The sequence below is a fragment of the Lacrimispora sp. genome (assembly GCF_036758025.1).
GTDB lineage: Bacteria > Bacillota > Clostridia > Lachnospirales > Lachnospiraceae > Lacrimispora.
Window position 1 is genome coordinate 57,403 of sequence record NZ_DAIOXM010000011.1, and the last position, 26,613, is coordinate 84,015.

Consider the following 26,613-nt stretch of genomic DNA (forward strand, 5'->3'; position numbering starts at 1 on the left):
AGGAAAAGAAGAATAATGGCTGAGTTAAATACAAAAATAGAAAAGAAAGCAAAGAGCGGCAGTTCTTTTGGAAAATTAGATGCCGCTACCAGAAGAGCGATTTATTCCATGGGAATTCTCATTGGACTGTTTGTCCTGTTTTCCCTTCTCAAACCGGATAAATTTCTGGCGGCTGCCAACTTGCAGAACCTTCTGCAGCAGATTGTTACTTATACCATCATCGGATGCGGATTGACCTTCTGTCTTGTCTGCGGCGGAAACGATTTATCTGCCGGAGCTTCCATGGCTTTATCAGGTATTATCATGGTAAGCCTTCTGACTCAGGGACTTCCCTTGTGGGTATGTATCATATTCTGTCTGGCAATGGGTATACTGACAGGTGTTATGAATGGATTTTTCATTGAAATCCTTGGAGTTGTGCCCTTTGTGGCGACGCTGGCGACCCAATGGGTATATAGAGGTATGGCTAACGTTTTGGTAAACGGCGCTCCTCTTTATACCACAAACATTCCTTCAGAAGCAGTACAGAAGCAGTTTTATGTACTGGGCGGAGGAAGAATCGGAGGCAACGGCCTTCCTTACAGCGTTATTATTACCTTGGTTTATGCTATTATCTTAGGCATTGTGCTTTCCAAAATGAGAATCGGACGTCAGATTTATGCCTGCGGTTCTAACTTAGAGGCAGCCAAGCTTTCCGGTATCAATGCCGTAAAAACCCGTATGTTCGCTTACTGTATCTCCGGTTTGTCCGCTGCAATCTGCGGTATCCTGGTGGCTTCCCGCCTTTCCAGTGCACAGCCTACAGCAGGAAACGGATATGAAATGGAGGCAATTGCAGCTTCCGTTCTGGGTGGTATCTCCATTCTTGGTGGTGAAGGTACAATCCTCAATACAGTAATTGGAGCATTGATGATGGGTGTAATCAGAAATGGGTTAAACTTAAATGGAGTGAACTCTTTCTGGCAGCAGGTAATTGTAGGTTTTATCCTGTTAATTGCGGTTGCTTCTCAGACTGCCAACAGGGGTGGAAACTTAAATTCAATCAAGCGCTTTTTCGGTATGTCTAAATAAACCGTGAGCAGATAAAAGGAGGAAGAAATGAGAAAATTAACAGCAGTTTTACTTGCAGGAGCATTGGCAATGTCAGCACTGACAGGCTGTGCAGGCGGCAGCAAAGAGGCACCTACAACAGCAGCTCCTCAGGAAACAACAAAGGCAGCAGCAGAGACTGAGGCAGGAAGTGTAGCAGCAGTGGACAACAGTGACAAGACGATTTATGTAATCGTTAAGGTTCTGGGCAACCAGTATTGGAGCGTGCTCCAGGCAGGTGCTGAGCAGGCAGGAAAGAACTTGGGCTGCAAGGTAGTAGTAGTAGGAACTGCCCTGGAATCTGACATCGAAGGACAGCTTACTCTTCTTCAGAACGCAGTTTCAGCTCAGGCATCAGGAATTGTTATTGCACCACTTGACAGCGTTTCTCTGGATGCACCGATTACAGAGGCATTCAACTCTGGTATACCGGTAGTCCTGGTTGATACTGTTATTAAAAGTGAAAACTACAGCGCAGCTCTTCTGACCGACAACGTAGAGGCAGGAAAGACAGCAGCTGATGAAATGATCCGCAGATTGAAAGACAGAGGAATTTCTGAAGATGAAGTTGCTCAGATCGGTATTCAGGTTGGTTCTACAGGTTCTCAGACCATCATTGACCGTGTAAAGGGCTTTAACGAGTATTGGGAAGAAAATGCTCCTGAAAAATGGGTAGTACTGAATGATGATATTAAGGTAAATGAAGGCGATATCAGCAAGGCAGTAGGTTTCTGCCAGGATCTTCTTACCACATATCCTGACATCAAGGGTGTATTCGGTCCTAACAACGGTTCTACTGTTGGATTCGTAACAGGCCTTACAGAAGCAAAACGTACCGATGTTACTATGGTCGGCTTTGACTTCTCCGCAGAGATTGAAACTATGATCCGTTCCGGTGAATATGATGTTGCTTCTGTAGTACAGCGTCAGTATTTCATGGGTTATGACGGAGTTAAGACTGCTCTTGATTTAGCAAACGGCGAAACAGTAGCAGAAAAAGCTATTGATACCGGTGTAGCTTTAGTAGACATCAACAATGTAGATACTGAAGAAATCCAGGGTATTGTAAATCCATAAAAAAGTCAGCAGGGGCTGTTGCAAAGGTAGATGATTCATCTGCCTGAGCAGCAGCTCCTTTGGAGGTTCATAATGAAGAAGGCAGTTGTTTTGTTCATTGGATTATGCGGAGTTCTGGCAGCAGGCACCATGGCTCTGGCAGTGGGAAAAAGCGGAGGCAGCTTCCCTTGGCTAAAGGAGAAAAATGGAATAAGTCCGGAATTTATCTTTACCTATGCGGAAAACCAGCCTCAGGATTATCCGACTACCAGAGGAGCCATGAAGTTTGCAGATCTGGTATATGAGGAGACAAAGGGACGGATTAAGATAAACGTATTTTTCGGAGGAGAGCTGGGAGATGAAATATCTGTCTTAGAGCAGCTTCAGTTTGGAGGCGTGGACTTTGCCCGAGTTTCCGTCATGACTATGGGTACTGCGGTGCCCATGTTAAATGTGCTTCAGCTTCCTTATTTGTATAGAGACGGAAACCATATGTGGAAGACCCTGGATGGAGATATCGGACAGGAGTTCATGGAAGGCCTAAAAGGCAGCGGAGTGGTAGGAATGTCCTGGTATGACGCCGGAGCAAGGCATTTTTATAATTCTGTAAAACCCATAGAACGGCTGGAGGATATCCGGGGGATGAAAATCCGGGTTGCAGAGTCGGATCTGATGAGCAAGATGGTTGAAGCTATGGGGGCAAAGCCTGTTCCTATGGCCTATTCCGAAGTCTATGCAGCCCTGGAAACAGGAAGAATAGACGGAGCAGAAAACAACTGGCCTTCTTATGAATCCATGGGGCATTTTGAAGTGGCGAAATACATGACGGTAGACGGCCATAACCGCATCCCTGAGCTTCAGCTTGTGTCTGAGGCTACCTGGAATAAGCTGGGGGAGGAAGACCGGAAAATCATCATGGAATGTGCAAAGAAATCTTCTGTTTATGAAAGAGAACTTTGGGCCAAGGGGGAGAAAGAGGCAGAGGAAAGGCTTCTGAAAAAGGGCTGTATCGTGACCGAACTGTCACACATAGAACAGATCAGGTTCCGGGCTATGGCGATGACTATTTATCAGAAGTTTGGGAAGGATTATATAGATATTATAAATCGGATTGAAGAGATTCAATGATGAAGATAAAATAGGAAAGGGGTGCGGCTGCACCCCTTTCCTATTTATTTCAGGCTTTGGCCATTTTATTTTCAGCCTCTGCAAGGGGTTTATAAGTTTCAGGGCGGCCATTTACAGCTTCCTGAAGTAATTTACCATGAGACATTTTAAATAGAGGGATAAGTGTTCCTGCTGTTTCATAAGTTTGTAAGAAATGGTAATACTTTTGACAGAATCTACCAGTAACTTTCAGAAAAATATAAGGAATTATTACTATTTTTAATAGAAGTCTATGATACAATGAATTCAGAAGCAAAAGACATGATTTTAGAAAAGGAGGCAGTGAAATTATGAAAATTGGAATATTGCTCAAACGAATAGTATTTTTACTGCTGGCAGTCTTTCTTTTGACTGGATTCACCATATCATATCAAGGCTATCAACTGTACCGGGAGGCCCTGGAGGAGACGGGGCTTAAGGAACAGGTGGAGGCCATTCAGGCAAAGGAAGGTTTCACGGAATTTGAAGACCTGCCCCAGGTTTATGTAAATGCAGTGCTGTCGGTGGAGGATCACCGTTTTTACAGTCACGGCGGAATTGATCTTATTGCAATTACCCGTGCGGCTATAAATGATATCAGAGCTATGAGTCTTGTGGAGGGTGGAAGTACCATCACTCAGCAGTTGGCTAAGAATATGTATTTCAGTCAGGATAAAGATTTTTCCAGAAAGGCGGCTGAGGTATTTATGGCCTTTGATATAGAAAGAAACTATTCGAAGGAAGAGATTTTTGAGCTGTATGTAAACGGAATTTATTTTGGAGAAGGATATTATACGGTGGGTGAAGCCAGCAAGGGCTATTTTCAAAAGGCACCGGAGGATATGACAGAATATGAAAGCACCCTTTTGGCAGGAATCCCCAATGCACCTTCCAAATATGCCCCTACAAAGAATCCTGAACTGGCAGAAAAAAGGCAGAAAAAGGTACTTCAGAGAATGGAAGCCTGCGGGTATTTTTCCCGGGAAGAGGCGGAGACAGTGGCAGCCCAGATGGTAGCTGTTCAATAATGGTATGGAAGCGGTATTGCACATTGGGTGTGGTGCCGCTTTTTCTTGTCAGTTCCGCGAAGTTATGTTAAAATTTTGTTGTAACATTGTAATCAATTTTCATATACAGAATGGAGGAAACTATGGCTGTCAGAGATTTAACAGGCAGACGTCTGGACCAATACATAGAAGATTATGTGGTTTTTGATTTAGAAACAACGGGCATCAGTGCGGAGGAAGATTCCATTATTGAGATTTCCGCTATTAAGGTGAAAGGGCATAAGCCGGTGGAAGAATTCTCAACTCTGGTAAACCCTGGCACTCATATTCCCGCCGGCGCCACCAATGTAAACGGCATTACCGATGAGATGGTCAGGGAAGCCCCGCGGCTGGAGGAGGTTTTGCCGGATTTTATGTCCTTTATAGAAGGAGAGATTTTAGTCGGGCACAATATCCAGTCCTTTGATCTGCTTTTCCTTTACCGTGCGGCAGAAGAGCTGCTTAAAAAGGATGTGGTCAATGATTATGTGGATACCCTATACATGGCAAAGGCATGCCTGCCTCAGCTTAGGCGTTACCGTCTGACCGATATTTCAGCTCATTTTCAGATAGAGACAGAAGGCGCTCACAGAGCGTTAAATGATTGCATCATGAACCAGCAGTGTTATGAGCACATGGGCAAGCTGTTAAAAACAGTTGAAACAGAGGTGTGCCCTCAGTGCGGAAGTTTGTTAAGACGCAGAAGCGGAAAGTTTGGAGAATTTTATGGCTGCTCCAATTACCCCAAATGCCGTTTTACGAGAAATGTCTGATAAGGTGAATATGCCCTTTGGGCAAAGAGAGAGCCCCCTGGGGGTTATGGAGTTTTTGATTGAAAAGGCTGCTCCCGGCGATTATGAAACTTTGGCCTTTGTGATCCGGGAGGTTTGGCTTCAGATGGAACAAAAAGAATGGTTTGCGGCAGATGATTCAGAAACAATCTGCCGGATACTGGAAGAGGGCAGGGGCCTGGGATATAAGGCTTTTGAAAAGGAGTCTGGGGCCTTGGCCGGAGTTTTTCTTGGAGTGCTTCCCGGAAACGGAGAAGAAAATCTGGGGCGGGACATAGGACTTGCCGGCGAAGAACTGGAGAAGGTGGCTCATATGGATACCATTGCCATTCTTCCTCAGTACAGGGGAAACGGTCTTCAGCATACGATGATGCAGGCTGCAGAGGAAGAACTGAAAAATCAGGGATATAAGTACCTGATGTGTACGATTCATCCGGAAAATATCTATAGTAAAAAGAATGCGGTCATGCAGGGCTACAAAGTTGTTCTGACCAAAGAAAAGTACGGCGGATATGTGAGGGATATTTTGTTAAAAAGACTATAGAAATCATGAAATCCATTGACGAAGAGCCGATTTTTTTGTATACTTTTTATAACGGCTGACAGAAGTCACCACTGAAAAAGAATTACAGGAATCACAGAAATAGATTTGATGAAAACAGATGCCAGGAAGGTATAGGTGTTCTTAATGAACGCATAGACTGTTTCCGGTATCTTTTTTTGTGGCGGAAACGAGAAATAGAGGGATAAAATAGGGAGATGGAAGTCATGATAAGACAAAAATGGAAGGTTGCTGTTATGGTGGTTCTGGCTGCCATGGCTGTAACTGGCTGTAAAAAGGAAAAGCCCCAAGCTGCAGATATTTCTGCAAGAACAGAGGACAGCGTGGTGGTGGTAATGGGAGTTACCTCAGAGCCAGAGGCAGGGTTTGACCCTGCATATGGCTGGGGGGCAGGAGAGCATGTCCATGAGCCTCTGATTCAGAGTACACTTACAGTCACTGATAAGGATTTAACAATCGGTTATGACCTGGCAACAGCTATGGAGGTCAGCGACGACGGACTGACATGGACTGTGAAAGTACGGGAAGATGTTTCTTTTACTGACGGAGAAAAGCTGACAGCAGAGGATGTGGAATTTACTTACAATACTTTAAGGGATACCAGCTCGGTCAATGATTTTACCATGCTGGACCGTGCGGAGGCAGTGGATAACTCTACCGTAGTATTTCATATGAGCCGGCCTTATTCCATCTGGCCCTATACCATGGCTAATGTGGGAATTGTTCCGGAACACAGTTATGGTCCGGACTACGGTGAGCATCCCATTGGTTCCGGCCGGTATATATTAAAACAATGGGACAGAGGCCAGCAGGTGATTCTGGAATCCAATCCGGACTATTATGGGGAGGCTCCAAAAATGAAAAAGGTCACCGTACTCTTTATGGAAGAAGACGGAGCTTTGGCAGCCGTAAGGTCCGGACAGGCGGACCTGGCTTATACTGCAGCTCCCTATTCAAGCCTGACCATACCCGGCTATGAGCTTTTATCTTTTCAGACAGTGGATAACCGCGGATTTAACCTTCCGGCCATTCCGGCAGGAAGCATTTCAAAAGACGGTGTACCCATTGGAAATGACCTCACCAGTGATGTGAGAGTAAGAAAAGCCATTAACTTGGGCATTAACCGGGAGGAAATGATTGAACACGTGCTAAACGGCTACGGCAGCCCTGCCTACAGCGTTTGTGATAAAATGCCCTGGTATGAGCCCTCTTCCAAGATAGAATTTGACCCCGAAGAGGCAAATTCCCTACTTGACGAGGCCGGCTGGCTGAAAGGAACAGATGGAATCCGTGAAAAGGATGGAAAACGGGCGGAGCTTCATTTTATTTATCCTGCCAATGATTCCGTTCGTCAGGCCCTTGCGGCGGATACGGTGAATCAGTTGAAAGAACTTGGAATTGACGGACAGATGGAGGGGGCCGGTTGGGATACTGCCTATGATTTAGCCCAGTCCAATCCCCTGCTCTGGGGCTGGGGCGCTCATACGCCCATGGAGCTTTACAATATTTATCACACAATGAAAGACACTGGGCTTGCTGCTTACTCTCCTTATGCCAATTCCAAAGTGGATCAATACATGGATGAAGCTCTGGCAGAAAAGGATTCAGAAAAAGCCAATGAACTTTGGAGAAAAGCCCAGTGGGATGGAGAAACCGGAGTTACCCAGGATGGCGATATTCCGTGGGTCTGGCTGGTGAATATCGACCACTTATATTGGTCGAGAGAAGAACTCCAGGTTGCAGACCAGAAGCTTCACCCCCATGGTCATGGGTGGTCAATTGTCAATAATGTGGATCAATGGAGCTGGAAATGACAAAGGAACTTTTTTTTCTGCTGAAAAATTTCATACGGATGGCGGTTCTTCTCTCTCTGGTCAGTATTGTGGCATTTTTTCTGGTGTCCATTTCCCCCATAGACCCCTTAAAGGTCAATGTGGGACAGACGGCCTTGGGATCTATGAGCCAGGAGCAGATTGCAAAGCTTTCCCAGTACTGGGGAACCTCCATTCCGCCTGTCAGGCGCTATCTTTCCTGGGCAGGTGACTTCCTGCGGGGAGACATGGGGATTTCCCTGTTATACCGCCAGCCAGTTGCCCAGGTCATTGGTATGAAGCTGTCAAATTCCCTCTTGATGATGGGAGTTTCATGGCTGATTTCCGGGATCGTTGGTTTTGTTCTTGGAGTAGTTGCAGGGGTAAACCGGGGAAAAAGGCTGGACAAGGGAATCTTGGCTTATGCGCTGGTCACTGCCAGCACTCCGGCTTTTTGGCTGGCCCTGGTATTTTTAATGGTTTTTGGGGTCTGGCTGAAAGTTCTGCCCATCGGTCTAAGTGTTCCCATTGGAATGGAAGCGGCAGAGGTCACTTTTAAGGACAGGATTCTTCATGGAATCCTACCCGTTCTTACTCTTTCTATAACAGGAATATCTTCCATGATTCTCCATACAAGGGAGAAGATGCTGGATATTATGGAAAGTGATTATGTACTTTTTGCAAGAGCAAGAGGAGAAAAAGTCAGCCAAATCGTTCTTGGACACTGTGTCCGCAACGTTCTTTTGCCTGCAATAACCCTTCAATTTGCGTCAGTAAGCGAGATTATCGGGGGATCGGTGCTTGTGGAGCAGGTGTTTTCCTATCCGGGCCTGGGTCAGGCAGCGGTTACGGCAGGGCTTGGCGGTGACGTGCCCCTGCTTTTGGGGATTGCGGTAATCAGTGCTGCCATTGTATTTGCCGGTAATTTTACCGCCAATGTTCTATATGAAATTGTGGACCCAAGAATAAGGAGAGGGAGGAAGAAAGGATGAGACAGTGGAACAGCCGTAAGACCATGGTCTGCTTTTTTGTTCTTTCCGTCGCATTTCTGGGGGCAGTGACTGCTGCCGGATATTTGTTCAGGGAAAAGGCACTGGTCACGGATTTTTCCCGGAAGAACCTGCCGCCTTGTTTTTCTTACCCCTTTGGTACGGACTGGCTGGGCCGTGATATGTTTGCCCGGACCATGACAGGCCTTTCCATGAGTATCAGGGTGGGGCTTTTGGCTGCTGTGGTCAGTGCGGGCCTGGCTTTTCTTCTTGGAGTTTTGGGCGCTGTTATGGGCAGGATTGCAGACGGCTTTGTTACCGGACTCATTGATGTGGTTATGGGAATTCCCCATATTCTTTTGCTGGTCCTCATATCCTTTGCCTTGGGAAAAGGCTTTAAAGGGGTGGTGATAGGCATATCGCTGACTCACTGGACTTCTCTGGCCCGGTTGATCCGGGGAGAGGTTTTACAGCTAAAGGAAAGCCAGTATATTAAAATAGCGGAGAAGCTTGGACAAGGGAAGCTTAACATAGCAGTCAGGCATATGATGCCTCATTTAATGCCTCAGCTTCTGGTGGGTCTGGTTCTGTTATTTCCCCATGCTATTTTACATGAGGCTGGAATTACCTTTCTGGGGTTTGGGCTTTCTCCCGAACAGCCTGCTATAGGAATTATTTTGTCGGAAAGCATGAAATACCTGGCAATGGGAAGCTGGTGGCTGGCGTTGTTTCCAGGCTTGTTTCTGGCAGCCGTAGTATTGCTGTTTCACCTGACAGGAGATATATTAGGAAGGCTTTTAGACCCGGGACGGATACATCAGTAGGAGGAGCTTAAGTTGGAAGAGAGGAAAACGGTTTTATCAATCAGGAATTTATCCGTATCATTTTCCCAGTATGAACGGGGATTTCACCAGAAAAATTTACTTGCTATCAAGGACTTAAGCCTGGAGGTAAAGGAAGGGGAAATGGTGGCAGTGGTGGGTTCCAGCGGTTCGGGAAAAAGTCTGCTGGCTCACAGCGTTCTGGGGATTCTGCCTTATAATGGGACATGGACCGGAGAGATTTCCTATTACGGGGAAGTTCTTACGGAAAAGAGGATGAAAGATCTGCGGGGAAAAGAAATGATTTTGGTGCCTCAGAGCGTTTCTTATCTGGACCCTTTGATGAAAACCGGACCCCAGATCCGTAAAGGAAAAAAGGATGAGAAAAGCAGGAAAAAGAGCCTGGAGGTGCTGAATCGGTATGGGCTTGATCCGTCCACGGAACATTTATATCCCTTTGAGCTGTCCGGCGGAATGACAAGAAGGATTTTGATTTCCACTGCAATCATGGAACAGCCAAAACTGGTAATTGCGGATGAACCCACTCCCGGGCTTCACATTGATATTGCAAAACGGGTACTGTCCCATTTTCGTGAAATGGCCGATGAAGGAGCAGGAGTGCTTCTCATTACCCATGATCTGGAGCTGGCTCTTGAAGCTGCGGACCGGATTGTTGTATTTTATGCGGGAACAAATGTGGAGGAAGCCCTGGTTTCTGATTTTCAGGAAGAGAGCCGTCTTCGTCATCCTTATACGAGAGCTCTTTACCGGGCAATGCCGGAGCATGGATTTTTTGCGGAACGGGGAACTCAGCCTTATGCGGGGAACCGGCCTGCCGGCTGTCCTTATGCTCCCAGGTGCGGTGATGTGCAGGAACAATGTTTAAAGGAAGTGGGGTATCACAGCTTTCGGGGCGGAATGGTACGTTGCATAAAGGCAGGTGGAGAAGCGGTATGAAGCTGGAAGCGATTGATATTTCATTCCGATATGATAATGGAAACAGACAAATACTAAACAATTTAAGCATGTGTATGGATCAAAAGGAACGCCTTGGGCTTGCTGCTCCCAGCGGTTTTGGAAAAACCACCTTTTGTAAGATCTTGGCGGGCTATGAAAAGTCGGATTCCGGGCAGGTGCTTTTAGATGGAAAGCCTCTTTCTTCCTATAAAGGATATTGTCCGGTTCAGATGGTATGGCAGCACCCGGAATTTTCCGTAAATCCCAGACTCCGGTTAAAAGAGGTTTTAAAGGAAGGGGACAGAGTGGAAAAACGGGTGATAGAAGGTTTGGGCATTGAACCGGACTGGCTGAACCGTTATCCTTCTGAGGTTTCGGGAGGGGAATTACAGCGGTTTTGCATTGCCAGAGCTCTTGGGCAGGAAACAAGGTTTTTACTGGCAGATGAGATCAGCACCATGCTGGACTTAATTACCCAGAGTCAGATATGGAATTTTCTTATAGAAGAAACTGAGAAGCGGGGGATTGGGTTAATGGTTGTGAGCCATTCGGAAGGGCTTTTAAAGCGGGTGTGCACAAGAAGAATGGACTTGGACAGGTTGAAGTAAAAGGAGGGAAGAAAGATTATGGATATAAGAGAAATGTTAAATATGGTGAAATCCGGGGAAATGGAGATTTTAGAGGCGGAAAAGCTGTTAAAGGATCTTCCCTATGAAGACCTGGGGTATGCAAAACTGGATCATCACCGGGCCCTTCGCTCCGGTTTTGGAGAGACTGTTTTCTGTCAGGGAAAGCCGGACCCCTATCTGGTGGAGATTTATAAGAAGTTTTATGAAAGGGATGGAGAGGTTTTGGGAACCAGGGCCTCCAAGGAACAGTTTGAACTGGTAAGGGCTGTTGTGCCTGAGGTGCAATATGATCCCATATCCAGAATTTTAAAGGTTGAGAGACCGGAAAAAGAGAAAAAGGGATGTGTTGCGGTTTGTACCGGAGGGACAGCCGATATCCCGGTAGCAGAGGAAGCGGCCCAGACAGCCGAATATTTTGGCTGCTATGTGGACCGGATTTATGATGTGGGAGTAGCTGGCATTCACCGTCTGCTGTCCCAGAGAGAACGGATCAGCAGAGCCAACTGCATTGTTGCAGTGGCGGGAATGGAAGGAGCCCTGGGAACTGTGATCGCAGGACTGGCGGAATGCCCGGTCATTGCGGTTCCTACTTCTGTAGGGTATGGAGCCAGCTTTCACGGACTGTCAGCTCTTCTTACCATGCTGAATTCCTGTGCAAACGGAATTTCGGTGGTGAATATTGATAATGGTTATGGAGCCGGTTATCTGGCAACACAAATAAATCGATTGGCGGTGAAATGAAATGGGAAAAATACTGTATTTGGAATGTAATTCCGGAATCAGCGGGGATATGACCGTAGGGGCATTGCTGGATTTAGGGGCTGATAAAGAGGTTTTGACGAAGGCTCTTGATAGTTTAGGAGTGGGCGGCTATCGTCTTAATTTTGGGAGGACGGTAAAATGCGGATTAGATGCTTATGATTTTGATGTTCATTTAGAAGAAGGGGAAGGGCATGATCACGAACATGAGAATGGTCATCATGAGCATGACCATCACCATGAGCACGATCACAAGCATCACCATGATCATGAGCATCATCACGACCATGAGCATCATCATGACCACGATCACGAGCATCATCACGACCATGACCATCATCATGAGCACAATTGCAAGCATCATCACGACTATGACCATCATCATGAGCACGATCACGAGCATCATCATGACCATGATCATAAGCATGATCACGGACATCATCACGACCATGGCCATCATCACAACCACGAACATAATTATGATCATATTCACAGAAACATCCATGATATTTACGCCATTATTGAACGTCTGGATACAAACAGTCGGGTAAAAGAAATGGCAAAACGGATGTTTGATATTGTAGCAGTAGCAGAATCAAAAGCTCATGGTATTCCAGTGGAAGAGGTTCATTTTCATGAGGTTGGAGCTATTGATTCCATTGTAGATATCATTGGTGTTGCAGTCTGCGTGGACAATCTGGGAATTGAGGAAATTGTGGTATCCCCATTGGCTGAAGGCTTTGGAAGTGTCCGCTGTCAGCATGGAGTGATCCCGGTTCCAGTGCCTGCAACTGCCAATATAACATCAGCTCATGGCTTAAAACTCCGCTTTACAGACAATATGGGAGAAATGGTGACCCCTACGGGAGCGGCTATAGCAGCAGCCCTTAAAACCAGAGAAAGCCTGCCAGCTTCCTGCCGCATATTAAAAACAGGCCTTGGAGCCGGAAAAAAGGACTTTAAACAGGCCAATGTCCTGCGGGCTATGATTCTTGAGGATACTTCCCATGAGGTAATTTTGCCTGTAGGGCAAAGAGAGGCCCCCCTGGGGAGTGAAGAGCGTTTGGAGAAACCGGGAGAACAGATGTGGGTGTTGGAAGCCAACATTGATGATTCCAGCGGAGAAGCTCTTGGACTTGTTATGGAGTCTTTGCTGGAAGCAGGAGCAGCCGACGTATGGTATACGCCCATTTATATGAAAAAGAACCGGCCAGCCTACATGCTGTCCCTGATCTGCCGGGAAGAGGAGATAAACGGATTGGAAGATATCCTGTTTACCCAGGCCACAACCATAGGCGTGAGAAGGCATCCGGTATCCAGAACTATTTTAAACCGGGAAAAAAGAAAGATCAGTACAGAATTGGGTGAAGCCGAAGTGAAAATCTGCACTCACGGAGAAAAGGTCTTCTTTTATCCGGAATATGAGAGTATAAGAACCATATGCAGACAAAAGGGGTTGGATTACCAGACTGTTTACTGTAAAATCAGAGAAGAGGCTGAAAGATTATGGAAGAACAATTAAATGCTATAAAAAAGCGGCTGGAACAGGCCATGGATGAATATGCCAAGGAGGACATTTGCCTGGCTTTTTCAGGGGGAGTGGACTCCAGTCTTTTGCTGAAAGCAGCGTCAGATGCGGCAAAAAAGACAGGAAAAAAGGTATATGCAGTAACCTTTGACAGCCGCCTCCATCCTTCCTGCGATTTGGAGATTGCTGCCAGAGTAGCAAAGGAGCTGGGAGGTATTCATAAGGTGGTTTCTGTGGATGAACTGGAACAGGAAGAAATTCGTTTTAATCCTGTAAACAGGTGCTATCTGTGCAAGAAAAAGCTTTTTCAGACCCTCAAGGACTTTGCACAAGAAATGGGGATTTCCTGCGTTATGGATGGAACCAATGAAGATGACCTTCATGTTTACAGGCCGGGAATCCAGGCATTAAAAGAGCTGGGGATCGTAAGCCTTTTAGCCCAGCTTCACATCACAAAGGCTCAGGTAAAGGAATTGGCTGCAGAATACGGAATCTCCGTGGCCTCCAGACCCTCTGCTCCGTGTATGGCAACCCGCCTTCCATATAATACGGAAATCGATTATGATATCCTTGACCGCATCGGGCAGGGGGAAGAATTTTTGAGAACTCTGATCAAGGGAAATGTGCGTTTAAGGCTTCACAAGGATATTGTACGGATCGAAGTGGATTTAGATGCAATGGACGCGCTGATTAAAAATAGGGACAAGATCATTTCTTTCTTAAAGGAGCTGGGATTTTCTTATATTACCATGGACTTGGAAGGGTTCCGGTCCGGAAGTATGGATATCGGGATAAAGTCTGTTCTATAAGAAAAGAATCTGTTTTTGCCCATGAAGGGATATATTTTAATTGCATATAATGACTGCATAAGTTGTCAGAAGTAAGGGAATATGATAAAATTCTATTAAGGAACAATCGCGTTGCAGGGTGGCTTGGCCTTCATTCTACATAGGGTGGAGGTGGTGCTTATGAAGAACAAATTCAGTTTTAGTGACTTGATGCAGTTCGGATTATTTTTGATTGCGCTACTGACATTCATTCATTTGATTAGTCATTAGTCACGCAGAAAAACCACCCCTGAAACTTTGACCGGTATCGAGGTGGTATCTTCTGCTTCAATATAGGCCAAACCACTTGTGGGCGGTTGTTCCGTTTGTGATTATATTATATCATGGTAAAAAGGATAATTCAAGATTAGCATTGATTTTCTTACCGGAGAGATCGAAATGAGGGTACTAAAACACCCTGATCAGGAAACTGCCTTTAATAAGCAGCCTCCATCTCCTTAATCCTCCCATAAAGCCTGTCATTAACCGGAACCTCTAACCCATGCTTTGCTGCCATCCGGCGCACCGTACCGGCAAACATTTCCACTTCCGAATAACGGCGGGCAATTCCATCCTGGCGCATGGAAGGGGCACTTTCCGGGGGAAGGCTTTTTATCAGATCAATGTAATCATTTAAATCTTCTTCCGACAAATGAATTCCCTCTTTCTGAGAAAGAGAAATCACTTCCCTCATGGCTCCCAGTAAGGTATCATTGGCTTCACCAGGAGCCAGGATTCCTGCATAATCAGTCTCATATGCCATGCAGGTCTGATTGATCCCCACGTTCACCATAAATTTTCCCCATAACCGTTTCTCAATATTCTTTTCAATCCGGTAGGGCACCCCTGCCTGATCCAAATAAACGGCCAGGGCATTCAGCCGTTCTTCCTGTCCTTCCATTCTCACACCAAGGCAAAGCTCCCCGAAATGGTTAAAAGTAAATGTCGGGCCGAATTTCATGGCATCCATACCCTGTGCAATGCAGTACAGAACCTTTTCATGTCCAAACCGTTCTCCAATGACAGACTCACTTTCAATCCCATTCATAACCGATATTATGGTAGTATCCGGGCCTATGCTGTTTTTCATGGTTTCCAGGGCGGAGGTGAGCCCGTTGTATTTAACTGCCACGATGACAAAATCTGCCGGTTTAACCTCCTCACAGTCTTCGATCAAAAATGAACAAGGCTCTCCGTTTATGGTAAAAGGCATTTGGCGGTAACGCTCCATTCTTTCCTTATCTGCAAGAAAAGAAACAGCCTCCGGGCCAAGGGACCGGCTGATCTGTCCGGCATAGAGCATTCCAAGGGCGCCAAGCCCTACAATAACAGTCTTTTTTGTATCTTTATTCATATCGATTCTCCCCTTTCAACCAAGCTTTATGGAACCAGCTTCTGTATATTATCAAAATTATCAGCCTTCATACTGTCCTCGTAAAGCTTCTCCAATGTTTCCAAATGAAAAGTGCCGTCAGAAACCCGGTAATATTTCCCGGTTTCCGGAAGATAGAAAGTGCCGTTTCCATCTACGTTAATGGCGGCAACCTGCTCTTTTGCGCTGGCAAAATAGATTTCATAAACAGTATCCTGATCCAAGTCCCCTTCAGAAACCTCTTCCAGCGAAAAATCCTGGAAAAGACCTGCTGTCTCAGCGATGGTATCTTTGTCTTCACTGAAAAATGAATAGCAGATAGGGCGGTAGTAGATGGAGACGGATTCTGCCTTTTCTACATCAATTTCAATGCCGGGCGTTTTTTTGGAAACAGTTTTTTCCTGGCTTTGGCATCCGGTGAGGGTAAGAAGGAGCAGGAATAAGAGAAATAAGGTATTTCGGATATTTCTCATGGTATCACCTCTTTATCTGTTGATTTTATGTTAAAAATTCTCTGCCTTCTATATTAACATAAATTAACAGAATAGGAAAGCACTGAAACATCTGCACGGTTACGGTAGAATTACGGTTCCCCCTTTGCTCCGGTTATTTCTATAATGTTCTGCCAGAATATCCAGAAAAGCTTTGGCGTATTTAGGAAGATAACGGTTTTTCCGGTAGGCAGCTATGAGGGTGTTTTCTATTTTTTCCTTTCCAATGGAGAGACAGACGGAGTCCCCAGGCTCCCGGTTTTTGAGATAATGGTAATAGCTTTCAGGAGCAAATGCAGCCCCCAGGCCCTCCCTGGCAAGGCGGATAGACATTTCGCTGTTGCGCGTGTGAAGAAGGACATCTGGCTCCATTTCATAATCCTGAAAGAGCTTTAAGGCCAGGCCTCCGGTATTCTGGTCAGGATAGAGAAGGATAAAAGGCTCTTCAGCCAGAAGGCTTAAATCAATCCAGGGATATTGAAATCCTTTCTTAGGCACGGATTTTTTGACCAGAGGGTTGGAAGCGGACAGGACCAGTATGGTTTCCTCCCTTCCTATAATCTGGTAGTCTAAGTCATTGGGAAATTGACGAACATTATAAAAGGTCAAATCTATGGTGTGGTCAGTCAAGGTGTGTTCGGCCACAAAACTGACCTCCTCCATCATATTGACTGTCACATGGGGATATAGTTGATGAAATCTCATCAACGTGGGCCCAATTAAACTATTTCCCAGCATAATGGGAATGGCAATGTTTAAACGGCCATGGTCCTGATGCATGATGTCATCAAATTCAATATCCCATTCCGTGCCGAATTCCACTATTTTTTCTGCATAGTGGATGTAACGTTCCCCCAGGTAGGTGGGATAATAGCCGTTTCCCACCCGGTCAAAAAGGCGGGTTCCAAGTTGCTGCTCCAGGTTTTTTAAATACTTGCTTAAGGAGGGCTGGGAAATGAACAGGGTTTCCGCAGCCTTGCTGATGCTTTTATGTCTGGCAATTGCCAGAATGTATTTTGCTTCTTTTAATTCCATAAAGATACCTCCTTTGTACAGACATTCATTTGCTATTATAACTTTACTGCATAGAAAATATAGATTATATGTATTTGACGTACATTATATCATAAATTATAATAAAAGTATAGATATAAATTAATTGTACTTATAAGTGGTTATAAGAAAAACAGTGAAATACAGGTATACCATGATGCCCCCAAAGTGAGGGCAGGAAAAAAGGAAATCAGGGAGAGGTCGAGATGAAAAAAAGTAGCGCATTTGCAATGGTTGTGCCAGGGCTTGTGATCCTGGCAGTGTGTCTGTTCCTTCCGCTGTTAAGGGTATTGATTCCGTCTTTTCAAACGGGAAGCTATCCATTCAGCGCTTATGTGGAGTTTTTCCAGGATGAGTATTACCGGAAGATTTTTGCAAGAACCGTAAAGGTTGCCGTCCTGACTACGGTTGTCTGTATGGTAACAGGGGTTCCGGCTGCTTATTTTATCAGCCGGTGCAGTAAAAAATGGAGGGGTCTCCTTTTGTCGGTTTCCATTTTTCCTATGATGACCAACTCTGTAATCAGAAGCTTTGCCTGGATCAATATTTTAGGAAGCAATGGAGTCATAAACAAATTTCTCATAGCAGCCGGGTTTGCGGAAAAACCTGTGAAGCTTTTGTATACGGATTTTGCCATTATCATTGGTTCCGTATATTTGTTTCTTCCTCTTATGATCGTTACAGTGGCCGGCATTATGGAAAACATCGGGGATGATATGATGGAAGCTGCTCTCAGTCTGGGAGCGGACAGGCTGAAAGGCTTTATGAAGGTGGTCTTTCCCATGAGTCTGCCGGGCATTATTGTAGGAGGCATTCTGGTATTTACCGGAACCTTGACGGCTTATACCACGCCCCAGCTTCTGGGAGGCAATAAAAACATGGTTCTGGCTACATTTATCTACCAGAGGGCCATGACTGTAGGCGACTGGGATGGGGCTGCTGTTATTTCCCTTATCATGATTGTTGTGACTCTGGCTGTGATCAAAGGCTTCAACGCCCTGGCTGCCAGACTGGACAGAAGAGGAGGAAGCCATGCGTAAAAGTAAAATGCTCACTGCCTTTGTTGTGCTGGTTTTTGCATTTTTGGTTATTCCGCTGATTATTATTACGGTCACTGCCTTTGGAGAGGGCAGCGCCATTACCTTTCCCATAGAATCCTTTTCCGTGAAATGGTTTGTCAACGTATTTGCAACAAAATCCTTCCGGAATTCATTTTTAACCAGTTTGCAGATTGCCCTCCTTGCCACGGTACTGGCTCTTGTTGCAGGAATTCCGGCTGCCTATGCCCTGGCACGGTCCGGTATGAAAGGAAAAGAGATGCTGAAATCCATATTTCTTTCCCCTACGATTGTGCCGGGAATTGTTATCGGCTTCGTACTCTATCAGTTTTTAGTATTATCTTTAAGGATTCCTGTGTTTTTCGGACTTCTGGCAGGCCATTTTATGGTGACTCTTCCTTATGTGATCCGGGTTGTGGGCTCCAGTCTGGACCAGTTTGATTTTTCCATGGAAGAAGCGGCCTGGAGCCTGGGATGTTCCAAGACAGGTGCATTTTTCCGGGTGGTGCTTCCCAATATTACATCAGGAATTTCCGCCGCATTTATGCTTGCGTTCATTAACTCCTTTAATAATATTCCGGTTTCCATGTTTTTGTCAGGTCCCGGTATATCCACATTTCCGGCGACTCTGATGAATTACATTGAATATAATTATAACCCTACCGTGTCAGCTGTTTCTGTGATCTTAATGGCTATTACCGTTCTGATCATGGTAGTTGTAGATAAGACCCTGGGAATAGCCGCTTTGGCAAAATAGGAGGAGAGAACCATGGCATATATGAGCCTTAAGGATATTGATGTCCGTTATGATAAGAAAAAACAGGTTTTAAAGGGACTTCATTTAGAAGTTCAGGAAGGGGAACTGGTTTCCCTTTTGGGGCCAAGCGGATGTGGAAAGACGACCACACTCCGGGTGGTGGCTGGATTTATTGAACCTCAGAACGGCGTTTTCTCTCTGGATGGGGAGGATTTGACCAAGGTTCCGGTCCATAAAAGAAATTTTGGAATCGTATTTCAAAGCTATGCCCTGTTTCCCCATCTCACGGTTTACGACAATGTGGCCTTTGGCCTTAAGATGAGGAAAATGGATAAGGCGGAGATCGATCAAAAAGTAAAAAGGATTCTGGAAGTCTGTGATCTTACAGAGTTCGGGGGACGGTTTCCCCAGCAGATGTCAGGAGGACAGAGACAGAGGGTAGCCCTCGCCAGAGCCCTGGTAATCGAGCCAAAGCTTCTTCTTCTGGACGAGCCTCTCAGTAACTTAGACGCAAAGCTTCGAATCAACATGCGGATGGAGATCAAGAGAATCCAGAAGCAGTTAGGCATTACCACTTTATTTGTAACCCATGACCAGGAGGAATGCTTTTCCATATCCGATAAGGTGGCGGTTATGAACCAGGGTGTGATTGAGCAGTTTGATACCCCGGAAAATATTTACCAAAGACCTGAAACGGAATTTGTAGCCAGATTTATCGGGTTTGAAAACTTCCTTCCTTTAAAAAAGCAGGGGGATGGATACAGAACCGAGTCCGGAGCAGTATTTACGGTGGAGACCGGAGACAGGGAAGGGGCCTGCATGGGAACCATCCGTCCTGAGGATATCCGGGTGGCAGAAGAGGGGCAGAATAAAAATATTCTGGAAGGAACCGTAGGTGTCCGGACATTCCTTGGAAAGAGCTATCAGTATGAGGTGTTAACCGATGCAGGGAAGTTCCTGGTAAACAGACCGGCAGAGGAAACTTATGAGGAAGGCAGCAAAATCCGTCTTTATCTGCCGGAGCAGAAGCTGATCCTTGTATCTTAAAAACAGGTAACATCGGCTGATAAAGCCGGGCAATTATAAATAAAGAGAGGATTAAAATTATGAAAAAAGTGATGGCATTATCCCTGTGTGCAGCTCTCCTGTTATCAGGATGCGGCGCTGCAAAAGCCCCGGAGGAAAGCAAGGGCGGGAGCGAAGAAAAGAAACTGGTATTATCCACCTATGGCTTAAGTGAGGATATTTCTGAAGAAGAGGTGTACAAGCCCTTTGAGGACCAGTTTAACGCCAAGATTGTAACGGAAACAGGAAGCACCAATGAGCGCTATACAAAGCTTTCTGCAGACGCTGAAAGCACCATTGATGTCATTGAATTATCCCAGGCCATGACTGCCAAGGGAATTGAAGAGGGCCTGTTTGAGCCTCTGGATTTAAGCAAGATTGAAAACAGCCAGTACCTGATCGGAGCAGCAAAGACCATGGCAGAAGCCGGACAGGGCGTTGCCTACACCATCAACAGCATTGGTATTATGTATGATCCTGAGGCAGTTGGATTTGAGATCACAAGCTTTAACGATTTATGGAAGGCAGAATTAGAAGGAAGCATTGCCATTCCGGATATCACCACCACCTTTGGCCCTGCCATGGTATATATGGCAAGTGATTACAAGGGTGTTGATATAACCAGTGACAGCGGAAAGGCTGCATTTGAAGCCCTGGAGGAATTAAAGCCTAACCTTGTAAAGACCTATGCAAAGTCTTCTGACTTGATCAATATGTTCACCTCCGGAGAAATCAAAGCAGCAATTGTAGGTGATTTCGGCGTTCCTACTATTAAGGAAGCAAACCCCAATCTGGTATTTGCAACTCCGGAAGTGACTTATGCCAACTTTAACACCATCAGCATTACCAAGAATTGCGCGGATAAAGAACTGGCATATGAGTATATTAATTACCGCTTAAGCAAGGAACTTCAGGAAAAAACAAGCAAGGCTTTAAACGAAGCTCCTACCAACAATCAGGTTGAGATTGCAGAAGATCAGGCAGCAAATATGACTTACGGTCCTACTGCAGAAAATGCAAAGGTTCTGGATTATTCCTTTGTAAATCCTATTTTAAGTGACTGGATCGACCAGTGGAACCGTATTATCAACAGCTAAGGAAAGAAAAACATGAAGGTTGACTTATTAATTCAAAATGGATGGGTCTACCGGACATACAGGCAGTGTTTTGAAAAAATGGACATTGCGGTGGTTGGGGAAAGGTTTTACGACATTTCCCCTTCCTCATATAATGAGGCAGACCTTGTGGTGGACGGTACAGGAAAATATATCATACCAGGACTGATCGACATCCATATGCATATTGAGAGCTCCATGACCCACCCGGCGGAATTCTCCAGGGCAGTTCTGCCCTGGGGGGTCACCTGCGTTGTGGCAGACCCCCATGAAATCGCCAATGTATGCGGGTTGGAAGGAATCAAAAGCTTTATGGAACAGGAAACAGACCTGGATATTTACTATGGAATCCCTTCCTGTGTTCCGTCTACCAGCAGCAGTCTGGAGACTTCAGGCGGAGAGATCGGGGAAGAGGAAGTGAAGGAACTGTTAAAGGACAGCAGGGTCATTTGCCTGGGAGAAGTGATGAATGATCTGGATCTGGTTTCCGGGGAAGACACCCTGATCAAGCGGATCGTCAGAATGTGCCAAAATGCAGAGCGGCCTTTAAAGATAGAAGGCCATTGCCCGGCCCTGTCAGGCCCGGAACTGGCGGCTTTTATCCGGGGAGGCGTTGATGCGGATCATACCCAGCAGACTCCGGACTCTGTTCTGGAAAAAACGGATATGGGCATGTTCCTGGAATTACAGGCCAAATCCCTGACCCATGATGTGGTAAAAACCGTGGTATCCCACAATCTTTACGAAAACATTGCCCTTGTGACTGATGACACCATGCCGGATCATCTGGCAGAAGGCCATTTGAATAAAATCATTTCTCTTGCAGTGGAGAAGGGAATGCCGGCTGAACAGGCAGTTTACTGTGCTACTTTGACTCCTGCCCGCAGAATGGGTCTTTTTGACAGGGGGATGATCGCTCCCGGAAAGCTGGCAGACTTCGTTATCCTGGAGGATTTAAAGGACTTTGTCCCCCTGGCAGTCTATAAAAGCGGAAAGAAATATGAAAAGGCTTCTGATGCTCCCAAAGCAGTCTTTCCCGATCATTTTTACCAGTCTGTCAAATGCCGCCTTGCCCTGGCGTCTGATTTTAATCTGGACCGGTGTGAAATCACCGAGGGAACGGCAGTGGTCAATGTGATGCAGATCCAGAGCTTTGGAACAAAGGCAAAGCATGTAAAGAGAGAAATTCCGGTCCGTAACAAATGCCTTTGCTGGCAGGAGGCAGGGCTTTGTCTGGCGGCTGTATTTGAGCGCTACGGAAAGACCGGTGATATTTCCTATGGGTTTGTGGAACACGGTTTTAAGGCGGGCGGTGCAGTGGCAACCACCTGGAGCCATGACAGCCATAATCTGCTGGTGGTGGGAAGCTCTATAGAAGATATGGTGCTGGCCCAAAACCAGGTGGTTCACATGCAGGGCGGATATGTGACTGTCAGAGATGGCAGGGTGACGGCTTCTGCAGCCCTACCGGTAGGCGGGATTCTGTCAGATAAAAGCCTTTCCGATCTGGCTGCTGAAATGGCCGGGGTGAGAGAAGAGGTTCAGGCCATGGGATATGAAAACAGCAATGAGATCATGTCCATTTCCACCTTGACCCTTCTGGTCTCCCCGGAATTGAAACTGAGCGACAAAGGGTTATTTGACGTAAAGACAAAGCAGAAAGTTCCTCTTGTAGAACGATATGAGAGTAAAAAAAGGTAGAGCAGTGTGAGAACGATAATTGTAAATGTGGCAGCAGTAACCATGAATGAAAAAAGAGAAATCCACGATCCGGGCTTTGTGATGTTTGAAGATGATATGATTACAGCGGCAGGCCCTATGGAGGAACTTCCTGAGGAAGCCGGATTCCCGGATACAAAACAGATTGACGGCAGAGGTGGCATCCTCATGCCCGGCATGGTCAATCTTCACACTCATATGGGAATGATTCCGTTTCGGGGGCTTGGAGATGACTGCAAGGACCGGCTGAGGGTATTTCTTCTTCCCATGGAACAGAAGGCAGTAGATGAGGAGCTGGTTTATTTATCCACCCGCTATGCAGCCGGAGAAATGCTTCTTAGCGGAGTGACTACGGTTCTTGACATGTACTACTACGAAGAGGAAGCTGCAAGGGGCATGGATGAAATGGGGATGAGGGGATTTGCAGGGCAGACTATTATGGAAGAGGGGGCCTGTGATTTTACTGATCCGCAGGAAGCTCTTCAATATGGGGAGAGGCTGATAAAGAAATATGAATCCCATCCCCGGATCTCAGCCTGCGTGGCTCCTCACGGAACCAATACCTGCTCCAGGGAGCTGCTTCAGAAAGCTTATCTTCTGGATTCTTCCTTTGGGGTTCCATTTACTCTTCACACAGCGGAAATGGACTATGAAATGGATTATTTCCGGGAGGAATACGGCATGACTCCGGTACAGTATTTAGACAGCATCGGGGTCATGGGCCAAGAGACCCTGGCAGCTCACTGCATCCACCTGGATCAAAAGGATATTTCTCTTTTAAAGGACAGGAAGGCCAGAGTGGCCCACTGCATCGGTTCCAATACAAAGGCAGCAAAGGGAGTGGCTCCGGTCAGCAGTATGGCGGCTTCCGGAATAACCGTAGGACTTGGCACCGATGGACCGGCCAGCGGAAACACTTTGGATATGTTTACACAGATGAAGCTTTTTGCAGATTTTCATAAGAATGAGACCAGGAACAGGAGTGCATTTCCAGCGGAAACCATTGTGGCAATGGCTACCATAGAAGGTGCAAAAGCCCTGGGACTTGACCATAAAACCGGTTCTTTAGAGCCTGGAAAGCAGGCGGATCTGGTTCTGGTAGAAACAGACTCCCCCAACATGTTTCCGGTTTACGATCCTTATTCCGCCCTGGTTTACAGTGCCGGCCCTTCCAATGTGGAAACCGTGTATGTGGCGGGAGAGTGTCTCGTCAGGGATAAAAAGCTTTTAAAGGCAGATATGAAAAAAATCAGGGAAGAGCTTTCCGATAAAATGAAAAAAACAGAATTTGTGTCCTATATGAAGCGTTACGGCAAATAGAAGAAGCCGGCAGAATTTATAAAATCCTGCCAGCTTCTTTTTCCGTTTCAATTGCTTTTATTAAAATCTTTGTAATGATGGGATCAAATTGAATGCCTGAATTTCTTTCCAGCTCCAAAAGGGCTTCCTCTGTGCTCATGGCCTTTCTGTATACCCGGTCATTGGTCATGGCGTCAAAGGCGTCTACCGGGGCAAGGATGCGGCAGATGAGAGGGATTTCTTTCTGTTTCAGTCCCTGGGGATAGCCCTTGCCATCCCAGCGTTCATGGTGGGAAAGAATGAAGTGGGAGACAGTGGCAAGCTCAGGAGTGGCCTGGGCAATCCGGTAGCCTATTTCCGGATGGTGTTTCATTTCTTCCCATTCCGACGGGGTGAGAGGGCCTGTTTTTTGCAGAACAGCCGGGTCAATGCTCACCTTTCCAATATCGTGGAGCAGGGAGAGGAGGGAAAGCTCATCCATTTCCTTTGAGGAAAGCTGAAGCTCTCTTCCTACGCAGTGACAGTATTTTTCCAGGCGTTTGGAATGCTCCTCGGTTTCATTGCTCTTCTCATAAAGAGTGGCAAGAAGAGTGTTGATGATGGAATTCCGGTAGCTTTGGCTGTCTAAAAGCTTCTGATGATACATATATTCTTCCGCCTGCCTCATGACAGACTGAATATCCTTTCTCATGGATTCTTTGCTGGCGCAGCCAAGGGACAGGCTTAAGAACAGCCCGCTTTCATTGATGGCGATATGAGCATTTTTGATGTTCCGGATAATTCGTTCTGCTGTCTTTGCACTGGTCTGGGGCAGGAAGACTACGAATTCATCTCCTCCCCAGCGGGCAATCAAACCATTTTCCCCGCAGTTTTTTTCCAGGAGCCGGGCTACGCCTTGGAGCATAATGTCTCCTGCATTGTGTCCGAACACATCATTTGCGATCTTAAGGCCGTTGACATCTCCCATGATGACAGAAATAGGAAGATTTTCCGGCGTATCCAGCTTGTTTAAAATTCTCTCAATATAATAGCGGTTGTAAAGACCGGTCAGGGAATCATGGAAGCTTAAATATTCAATCTGCCTGTTGTGCTTTTTCTCATCACTCACATCCCGGAATACCATGACCACTCCTGCGGTCTGTCCGTCTTCTGTCCTGATGGGCGCGGCACTGTCGGCAATGGGAATGGCTTGTCCGTCAATCCGAACCAGTTCCGTATGATTGGCCAGGCCTATGATCCTGCCGGTGTCAAGAACCTTCTGAATGGGATTCTCCACCGTTTCTCCGGTTTCTTCGTTCTTTAAAACAAACACCTCGGTAAAAGGTCTGCCAATGGCTGAGGAATTATCCCAGCCAGTCAATTCCTGGGCCACGTTGTTCAGGCTGGTAATCCTGCCGCTTTTATCCGTGGTGACAACTCCGTCTCCGATGGACTGGAGGGTGGTTTTTAAAAGCTCTTTTTCCTTTAATAAAGCGCTTCGGTAGATTTCCCGGTCTGTGGCATCAAAGATAATGGAATAGATCAGTTTACGGTCTCCGTCGGAGATGGGACAGGAATATACATCCAACAGCCGGATTTCCCCATTTTTCAGCCGGTATGGAACGGCGGAAAAATAGTTTCCTCCCGCCAGCTCGCTTCGAAATCGCTCTCTCAGCTTATCGGCAGGAAGCATGTTGATATCCTGGACCATCATGCCGCAGAGCTCGTCCTTTCTATAGCCGTAAAAACGGCAGGCAGAAGGGTTAGCGTCTAAGATATGTCCGGAATCAGGATCATAAATCAGCTTAATGGCACTGTGCTGGGTGAACATGGACTTAAGCCTTCGGGAAAGAAGTTCATTGTCCTTTTGCATCTGTTTCAGCTCTGACACGTCCTTGCTGAGAAGCAGGAGATAGCGGATGCCGTCGGAGCCGAATATGGGGGATACCTCTGTCTGCCAGATCCGTTTTCCCGGAGCAAAGTTAAATTCCTGCTCATAGCTGACGGGACGTCCGGTAATCATGCACTGCTCATAATATCTTTGAAGCTGCTTTCCCGTATACCTCCCCACCAGTTTGGAAAGTTCCATTCCTCTGACGTTTGAGACGCCGGTGAGCCTTTGATGGATGGAGTTGTTTTGTACATAGAAGTATTTGCCGCTGCTGTATTCCAGAAGGCTGACAGCGTCCCGGGAATTGCTGAACAGAGGGTCCAGAACTTCCAGAATGTGGGCAGTTTCTTTATCCTGAGCCAGGGAAACAGCCTCTTCGGCCGACTCCCTTATTACAATCATAAGAGACTCTCCTTCGGCGGGGATGGCCGTAATTGTGATGTATTTCTGTAACTCATCGATCCACTGGGTGGTTTCCTGGGTTTTATTGGAATTTCTGACAGTTAAATAAAGAGAGAGCCAATATAACATGCCGGCTTTTGACAGCCGGGTGAAGCCGGAAGCCGGGGTTCCTGTTACCTCTTCCTTGTTCCAGCCTGTCAGTTTTTCAAATGCTGGATTGATTTCCTCAAATATAAAGTCCTCCGGCTCGTTTCGTTCATCCATCAAAAGCCTTACATATCCGATGCCAAAAGACATGATGCTTTTTTTCTGCTGTATATCATGTTCACACAAAATCATTTGTCCCCCCTGTAAAAACGGTTATATGAACTAAATGTAGTTTCCAGTATTTACCTATTATA

General features: G+C 46.2%; 24 protein-coding genes. 20 read left to right on the top strand and 4 right to left on the bottom strand.

Annotated elements, in window-relative coordinates:
• Window positions 1–15 precede the first annotated feature (15 nt).
• The 14 genes from V7M78_RS11060 to larE all read left to right on the top strand — a co-directional run bounded on the left by V7M78_RS11060 (window position 16) and on the right by larE (window position 13,993).
• Window positions 16–1,071: an ABC transporter permease gene (locus tag V7M78_RS11060; protein WP_333649430.1), complete on the top strand. Its 1,056-nt coding sequence runs from the start codon at window positions 16–18 to the stop codon at window positions 1,069–1,071.
• Window positions 1,072–1,098: 27 nt separating this feature from the next.
• A complete protein-coding gene (locus tag V7M78_RS11065; RefSeq protein WP_333649432.1) occupies window positions 1,099–2,166 on the top strand; it encodes an ABC transporter substrate-binding protein in 1,068 nt (355 codons plus the stop codon).
• Between the two features lie 72 nt (window positions 2,167–2,238).
• Entirely contained in the window at window positions 2,239–3,273 is a 1,035-nt protein-coding gene (locus V7M78_RS11070) for a TRAP transporter substrate-binding protein (RefSeq protein WP_333649434.1), read from the top strand.
• A gap of 329 nt (window positions 3,274–3,602) precedes the next feature.
• Window positions 3,603–4,319: a biosynthetic peptidoglycan transglycosylase gene (locus V7M78_RS11075; protein WP_333649436.1), complete on the top strand. Its 717-nt coding sequence runs from the start codon at window positions 3,603–3,605 to the stop codon at window positions 4,317–4,319.
• Window positions 4,320–4,441: 122 nt separating this feature from the next.
• Window positions 4,442–5,110 (top strand): exonuclease domain-containing protein, encoded by a 669-nt coding sequence (locus V7M78_RS11080; RefSeq protein WP_333649438.1) that lies wholly within the window; start codon window positions 4,442–4,444, stop codon window positions 5,108–5,110.
• Window positions 5,064–5,672, top strand: coding sequence for a GNAT family N-acetyltransferase (locus tag V7M78_RS11085; protein WP_333649440.1), 609 nt, complete (start codon window positions 5,064–5,066; stop codon window positions 5,670–5,672). The genes V7M78_RS11080 and V7M78_RS11085 overlap by 47 nt, the downstream gene beginning before the upstream one ends.
• Before the next feature lie 272 nt (window positions 5,673–5,944).
• Entirely contained in the window at window positions 5,945–7,504 is a 1,560-nt protein-coding gene (locus V7M78_RS11090; RefSeq protein ID WP_442914647.1) for an ABC transporter substrate-binding protein, read from the top strand.
• Entirely contained in the window at window positions 7,501–8,493 is a 993-nt protein-coding gene (locus V7M78_RS11095) for an ABC transporter permease (RefSeq protein WP_333649444.1), read from the top strand. Before V7M78_RS11090 ends, V7M78_RS11095 begins: the two co-directional genes overlap by 4 nt.
• The gene (locus V7M78_RS11100; RefSeq protein WP_333649446.1) at window positions 8,490–9,314 is read left to right on the top strand and encodes an ABC transporter permease; all 825 of its coding nucleotides are present in this window, start codon (window positions 8,490–8,492) and stop codon (window positions 9,312–9,314) included. The genes V7M78_RS11095 and V7M78_RS11100 overlap by 4 nt, the downstream gene beginning before the upstream one ends.
• 12 nt (window positions 9,315–9,326) lie before the next feature.
• On the top strand, window positions 9,327–10,268 hold the full coding sequence (locus V7M78_RS11105) for an ABC transporter ATP-binding protein (RefSeq protein WP_333649448.1): 942 nt from the start codon (window positions 9,327–9,329) through the stop codon (window positions 10,266–10,268).
• Window positions 10,265–10,876 carry an ABC transporter ATP-binding protein gene (locus V7M78_RS11110; RefSeq protein WP_333649450.1) on the top strand — a complete coding sequence of 204 codons (612 nt, stop codon included), beginning with the start codon at window positions 10,265–10,267 and terminating at the stop codon, window positions 10,874–10,876. Before V7M78_RS11105 ends, V7M78_RS11110 begins: the two co-directional genes overlap by 4 nt.
• Before the next feature lie 18 nt (window positions 10,877–10,894).
• A complete protein-coding gene (gene larB, locus V7M78_RS11115) occupies window positions 10,895–11,638 on the top strand; it encodes a nickel pincer cofactor biosynthesis protein LarB (RefSeq protein WP_333649452.1) in 744 nt (247 codons plus the stop codon).
• Window position 11,639: 1 nt separating this feature from the next.
• Entirely contained in the window at window positions 11,640–13,178 is a 1,539-nt protein-coding gene (gene larC / locus V7M78_RS11120; protein ID WP_333649454.1) for a nickel pincer cofactor biosynthesis protein LarC, read from the top strand.
• Entirely contained in the window at window positions 13,163–13,993 is an 831-nt protein-coding gene (gene larE / locus V7M78_RS11125) for an ATP-dependent sacrificial sulfur transferase LarE (RefSeq protein WP_333649456.1), read from the top strand. The genes larC and larE overlap by 16 nt, the downstream gene beginning before the upstream one ends.
• Window positions 13,994–14,447: 454 nt before the next feature.
• Here the strand turns inward: larE and V7M78_RS11130 are convergent, their stop codons facing one another.
• The 3 genes from V7M78_RS11130 to V7M78_RS11140 form a co-directional block, all read right to left on the bottom strand.
• Window positions 14,448–15,365: a ketopantoate reductase family protein gene (locus V7M78_RS11130; RefSeq protein ID WP_333649458.1), complete on the bottom strand. Its 918-nt coding sequence runs from the start codon at window positions 15,363–15,365 to the stop codon at window positions 14,448–14,450.
• A 26-nt stretch (window positions 15,366–15,391) separates the two neighbouring features.
• Window positions 15,392–15,856 (bottom strand): hypothetical protein, encoded by a 465-nt coding sequence (locus V7M78_RS11135; protein ID WP_333649460.1) that lies wholly within the window; start codon window positions 15,854–15,856, stop codon window positions 15,392–15,394.
• A 99-nt stretch (window positions 15,857–15,955) separates the two neighbouring features.
• Window positions 15,956–16,909, bottom strand: a complete 954-nt coding sequence (locus tag V7M78_RS11140) for a LysR family transcriptional regulator (protein ID WP_333649462.1) — start codon at window positions 16,907–16,909, stop codon at window positions 15,956–15,958.
• 224 nt (window positions 16,910–17,133) lie between these two features.
• Between V7M78_RS11140 and V7M78_RS11145 the strand changes: the two genes are divergently transcribed.
• From V7M78_RS11145 to V7M78_RS11170, 6 genes are read left to right on the top strand one after another with little or no spacing between them, the layout of a single operon-like run.
• Window positions 17,134–17,967, top strand: a complete 834-nt coding sequence (locus V7M78_RS11145; protein WP_333649464.1) for an ABC transporter permease — start codon at window positions 17,134–17,136, stop codon at window positions 17,965–17,967.
• Window positions 17,960–18,742, top strand: a complete 783-nt coding sequence (locus tag V7M78_RS11150) for an ABC transporter permease (RefSeq protein ID WP_333649466.1) — start codon at window positions 17,960–17,962, stop codon at window positions 18,740–18,742. Before V7M78_RS11145 ends, V7M78_RS11150 begins: the two co-directional genes overlap by 8 nt.
• Window positions 18,743–18,754: 12 nt before the next feature.
• Window positions 18,755–19,789 carry an ABC transporter ATP-binding protein gene (locus tag V7M78_RS11155; protein ID WP_333649468.1) on the top strand — a complete coding sequence of 345 codons (1,035 nt, stop codon included), beginning with the start codon at window positions 18,755–18,757 and terminating at the stop codon, window positions 19,787–19,789.
• A gap of 59 nt (window positions 19,790–19,848) precedes the next feature.
• A complete protein-coding gene (locus tag V7M78_RS11160; protein ID WP_333649470.1) occupies window positions 19,849–20,904 on the top strand; it encodes an ABC transporter substrate-binding protein in 1,056 nt (351 codons plus the stop codon).
• Window positions 20,905–20,916: 12 nt separating this feature from the next.
• Window positions 20,917–22,623, top strand: coding sequence for an adenine deaminase C-terminal domain-containing protein (locus V7M78_RS11165; protein ID WP_333649472.1), 1,707 nt, complete (start codon window positions 20,917–20,919; stop codon window positions 22,621–22,623).
• Window positions 22,624–22,629: 6 nt separating this feature from the next.
• Complete coding sequence (locus V7M78_RS11170) at window positions 22,630–23,961, top strand: amidohydrolase (RefSeq protein WP_333649474.1); 1,332 nt, start codon at window positions 22,630–22,632, stop codon at window positions 23,959–23,961.
• 16 nt (window positions 23,962–23,977) lie between these two features.
• On the opposite strand, the gene V7M78_RS11175 is transcribed toward V7M78_RS11170, so the two are convergent.
• A complete protein-coding gene (locus V7M78_RS11175) occupies window positions 23,978–26,551 on the bottom strand; it encodes a PAS domain S-box protein (RefSeq protein ID WP_333649476.1) in 2,574 nt (857 codons plus the stop codon).
• Window positions 26,552–26,613: the final 62 nt, after the last annotated feature.